Raw genomic sequence first — 4716 nt, forward strand, 5'->3', positions numbered from 1 at the left:
CCGAGGCACGCCGCAAAACCGGACTGAACCGGCAGCTGCCGCCGCTGCAGGGCACGGATCTCGATCCGGCCGCCGTGCGCGCCGCGCAGGACAATGCCCAGCGCGCCGGGCTGGCGTCGCAGACGCGCTTTGCCGTCGCCGATGCCCTCGACTTGCGCCCTGTCGGCGTAGTGCCGGGCCTGGTGGTCTGCAACCCCCCTTACGGCGAGCGGCTCGGACAGGAAAGCGAGCTGATCAAGCTCTACAGCCTGCTCGGCGCTACGCTCAGGCAGCACTTTGGCGGCTGGAAGGCGGCGGTGTTTACCGGCCGGCCGGATCTGGGGCCACGCCTGGGACTACGCGCGCACGACAGCTACGCGCTCTACAACGGCGCCCTGCCCTGCAGGCTGCTGTGCTTCGACATCCCGGCGGCCGAAGCGGCCGCCGCAAGCACTGGCGGCGAGGATTTCGCGAATCGTTTACGCAAGAACCTCAAGCACCTGCAGCGCTGGGCGGCACGCGAAGGCGTGAGCTGTTACCGCGCCTACGACGCCGACCTGCCGGACTATGCCGTGGCCGTGGACCTGTACCAATCCGATGGGCTGCATGCGCACGTGCAGGAGTATGCGGCGCCCAAAAGCATCGACCCAGTGCGCGCCGAGAAGCGGCTGCGCGAGGCACTGGTACAGATCCGGGCGGCGCTGGACATCCCGGCCGCACAGCTGCACTACAAGCTGCGCCAGGCGCAGAAAGGCGGCACGCAGTACGAGAAGCAGGACGCACAGGGCCGCTTTCACGCGGTCGAGGAGCACGGCGTCAAGCTGTGGGTGAACTTCGACGATTACCTCGACACCGGGCTGTTCCTCGACCACCGGCCGCTGCGCCTGCGCCTGCAGCGCGAAGCCAGGGGCAAGCGTTTCCTGAACCTGTTCTGCTACACCGGCGCCGCGACTGCGCATGCCGCCGTGGGCGGCGCGCGGCAGACGGTTTCGGTGGATCTGTCGAACACCTACCTGGGCTGGGCCGCGCGCAACCTGGCGCTGAATGGCCTTTCTTCGTCATTCCGGCGGGGGCCGGAATCCAGTGACTTTGGAAAGACGCTGGATACCGGCTTGCGCCGGTATGACGAAAAGAGCCCGCATCAACTGATCCGCACCGACTGCCGGCAGTGGCTGCGTGAACAGGCAGCGCTGGCCAGGCCGCCGCAGTTCGACCTGATCTTCTGCGACCCGCCGACCTTCTCGACCTCGAAAAAGATGACCGGCACGCTCGACATCCAGCGCGACCACGCCGAGCTGATCCAGCATGCCGCCCGGCTGCTCGCACCCGGCGGCGTGCTGTACTTCTCCACCAATCGCCGTGGCTTCAAACTGGACCGCGAATCGCTTGCGGATCTCAAGGCGGAGGACATCACCGCTCAGACTCTGGGCGAAGATTTCAAGCGCCCGCCGCCGGCGCATCGCTGCTGGAAAATCTCGCACCCGGATTGAGCCGGCGCCGCGCTGGCCGTCGCGCTGACGCTTGGGGATAATCGGCCTTGATTCGCTCGCACGAGCCTGCCCATGAGCCACACCCCCTCCGCCGCCGAAGCGCGGTTGCCCACAGAACCGATCGACAGGCTGGTCGATCCGATCGCGCGCTTCCTGCACATCCAGGCCGCCAGCGGCGTGGTGCTGCTGCTGTTCACCCTCGCGCCACTGGTGTTGGCGAATTCGTCCTGGTCGGGACAGTTTCTGGCGTTCTGGAAGACCCCTCTCGGCTTCTCGATCGGCAGCTACGAGGTCAATCACTCGCTCAAGCACTGGATCAACGACGGCCTGATGGTGATCTTCTTCTTCGTCGTCGGCCTGGAGGTCAAGCGCGAGCTGGCCGTCGGCGAACTGCGCAGCCTGCGCCTGGCGGCGCTGCCGGTGGCGGCGGCCCTCGGCGGAATGCTGGCGCCGGCGACCCTCTACCTGGCCCTGCAATGGGGCGAGCCGGGCATGCGCGGCTGGGCCATTCCGATGGCGACCGATATCGCCTTCGTGGTCGGCTGCCTGGCGCTGCTCGGCGAGCGGGTACCGCACAGCCTGCGCATCCTGCTGCTGTCGCTGGCCATCGTCGACGACATCGGTGCCATACTGGTCATCGCCATCGGCTATACCGACAGCCTGAACCTGCGGGCCATGGGGTTCGGCCTGGCCGGCATCGCCGTCGTGATGCTGATGGCGCGGCTCGGCGTGCGCAGTGTGCTGCTGTACACCGTGGTCGGCATCGGTATCTGGTTTGCGTTCCACGAATCCGGCGTGCACGCCACCATCGCCGGGGTGATCCTGGGCCTGCTGACGCCGGTCAGGCCCTGGATCGACCAGAACCTGCTGGTGCGCTACACGCACCGGCTGGGGGATTTTCTGCACGGCGACTCCGCGCCGGAGCCGGACGCGCGTCACGCACTGCTGCGCTCGATGGAACGGGCCGCGCGCGAGACGCTCTCGCCACTGGAACGGATCGAGGCCACGCTGCATCCCTGGGTGGGCTTCGTGGTGATGCCGCTGTTCGCCTTCGCCAATGCCGGGGTGGTGATCGAGCCTGCGGCGTTCCGCGATGCGATCGCGCTGGCGGTGGCCGCGGGCCTGGTCATCGGCAAGCCGGTCGGCATCGTGCTGCTCAGCTGGCTGGCGGTCCGCCTGGGCCTGGCGGCGCTGCCGGCCGGCGTCGGCTGGGGCGCGCTGGCGGCCGGCGGTGTATTGGCCGGGATCGGTTTCACCATGGCGCTGTTCATCGCCGGCCTCGCCTTCGAAGGTACACAGCTCGATGCCGCCAAGATTGGCGTGCTCGCTGCCTCCGCGCTGTGTGCCACGGCCGGCATGCTGATGCTGCTGTGGCTGTTGCCCAAGCCGCCGCCTGAACCGGCCGGCTAACCGCCTGCCAGATCAGCCGACCCACTTGCGCGCGTTGCGGAACATCCGCAGCCAGGGCGAATCCTCGCCCCAGCCGTCCGGATGCCAGGACAGGCTGACGGTGCGGATCACGCGCTCGGGGTGCGGCATCAGGATGGTCACGCGGCCGTCGGCATTGCACAGGCCGGTCACGCCCTGCGGCGAACCATTGGGGTTGAAGGGATAGCGCTCGGCCGGCCGGCCGTAAGAATCCACATAGCGCAGCGCCAGCTGCCCGGCCGCCTGCAGCCGCGCGAGCGCGGCCGGATCGTCGAACTGCATGCGCCCTTCGCCATGCGCGACCGCAATCGGCAGGCGTGACCCGGCCATGCCGGCGAAGAACAGCGAGCGGCTCTCCGGGATCTCCACCAGGCTCAGGCGCGCCTCGAACTGTTCCGAGCGGTTGCGCAGCAGGCGCGGCCAGTCCTGCGCACCCGGCACCAGTGCCTTGAGCGCGGCCAGCGCCTGGCAGCCGTTGCACACGCCGAGCGCGAAGCGGTCGTCGCGCGCGAAGAAGGCCGCGAACAGCTCGCGCGTGCGCGGGTGGAACAGCACCGACTTGGCCCAGCCCTGGCCCGCGCCGAGCGTGTCGCCGTAGGAAAAGCCGCCGGGGGCGACCAGCCCGTTGAATTCGTCGAGCGTGCGGCGGCCTTCGATCAGGTCGCTCATATGTACGTCCACCGCCTCGAAGCCGGCGGCGTGGAAGGCATAGGCCATCTCGACCTGGCCGTTGACACCCTGCTCGCGCAGGATCGCGACCCTGGGTCGTGCCTGGTTGACGAAGGGGGCAGCGACATCCACGGCCGGATCGAAGGGCAGCTGCACGTTCAGGCCGGGATCCTGCTCGTCGAGCAGGCTGTCGAATTCCTCGCGCGCGCAGTCCGGGTGGTCGCGCAGTGCCTGCAGGCGGTAGCTGGTCTCGGCCCAGATTCGCTGCAGGGTGGGGCGCGGCTCGGCATAGAGGACGGCGCCGTCCTTGCGGATGTCGATCCACTGGTCGGCGCGCGGACTGCCGATGCGCTGCGCCGCCAGGCCCGAGGCCTGCAGCCGCGCCAGCACCGGCAGCAGGTCTGCGCGCCGCACCTGCAGTACCGCGCCCAGCTCTTCGCTGAACAACACGGCGTGCTCGGACTCGCCCAGCCCGTCGAGCTGCACGTCGAGGCCACAATGCGCGGCGAAGGCCATCTCGCACAGCGTCGCCAGCAGGCCACCGTCGGAACGGTCGTGATAGGCGAGCAGCCGGCCCTCTTCGTTCAGCGCCTGGATGTCGGCGAAGAAGGCCTTGAGCTGCGCGGGGTCGTCGAGGTCCGGCGCAGTATCGCCGATCACGCCATAGACCTGGGCCAGCGCCGAGCCGCCGAGGCGGTTCCTGCCCTTGCCCAGATCGACCAGGATCAGGTCCGTTTCGCCCGCATCCAGCCGCAGCTGCGGCGTCAGCGTGCCGCGGATGTCAGTAACCGGCGCGAAGGCCGAGACGATCAGCGACAGCGGCGCCGTCACCTGCCGTACCTCGCCGGCCTGCTGCCACAGTGTCTTCATGGACAGCGAATCCTTGCCCACCGGGATGGCGATGCCCAGCGCCGGGCACAGCTCGGCGCCGACCGCCCTGACCGTGTCGAACAGGCGCGCGTCCTCGCCCGGATGGCCGGCCGCCGCCATCCAGTTGGCGGACAGGCGCACATCGGACAGTTTCGCGATCCGCGCCGCCGCGATATTGGTGATCGCCTCGCCCACCGCCATGCGGCCGGAGGCCGGTGCGTCGAGCAGCGCCAGCGGCGTGCGCTCGCCCATGGCCATCGCCTCGCCGCTGAAGGCGGTA

Annotated in this window: 3 protein-coding genes; 2 read left to right on the forward strand and 1 reads right to left on the reverse strand. The window is 69.1% G+C overall.

The features are described from left to right. A partial coding sequence (gene rlmKL / locus VNJ47_07680; GenBank protein HXG28712.1) for a bifunctional 23S rRNA (guanine(2069)-N(7))-methyltransferase RlmK/23S rRNA (guanine(2445)-N(2))-methyltransferase RlmL occupies positions 1–1469 on the forward strand: 1469 nt, incomplete at its 5' end. A 72-nt stretch (positions 1470–1541) separates the two neighbouring features. Continuing rightward, positions 1542–2879 carry a Na+/H+ antiporter NhaA gene (gene nhaA, locus VNJ47_07685; GenBank protein ID HXG28713.1) on the forward strand — a complete coding sequence of 446 codons (1338 nt, stop codon included), beginning with the start codon at positions 1542–1544 and terminating at the stop codon, positions 2877–2879. A 12-nt stretch (positions 2880–2891) separates the two neighbouring features. Here the strand turns inward: nhaA and purL are convergent. After that, positions 2892–4716, reverse strand: a 1825-nt coding sequence (gene purL / locus VNJ47_07690) for a phosphoribosylformylglycinamidine synthase (GenBank protein HXG28714.1), incomplete at its 5' end; no start/stop codon positions are given.

This window comes from Nevskiales bacterium (assembly GCA_035574475.1).
Lineage (GTDB): Bacteria > Pseudomonadota > Gammaproteobacteria > Nevskiales > DATLYR01 > DATLYR01.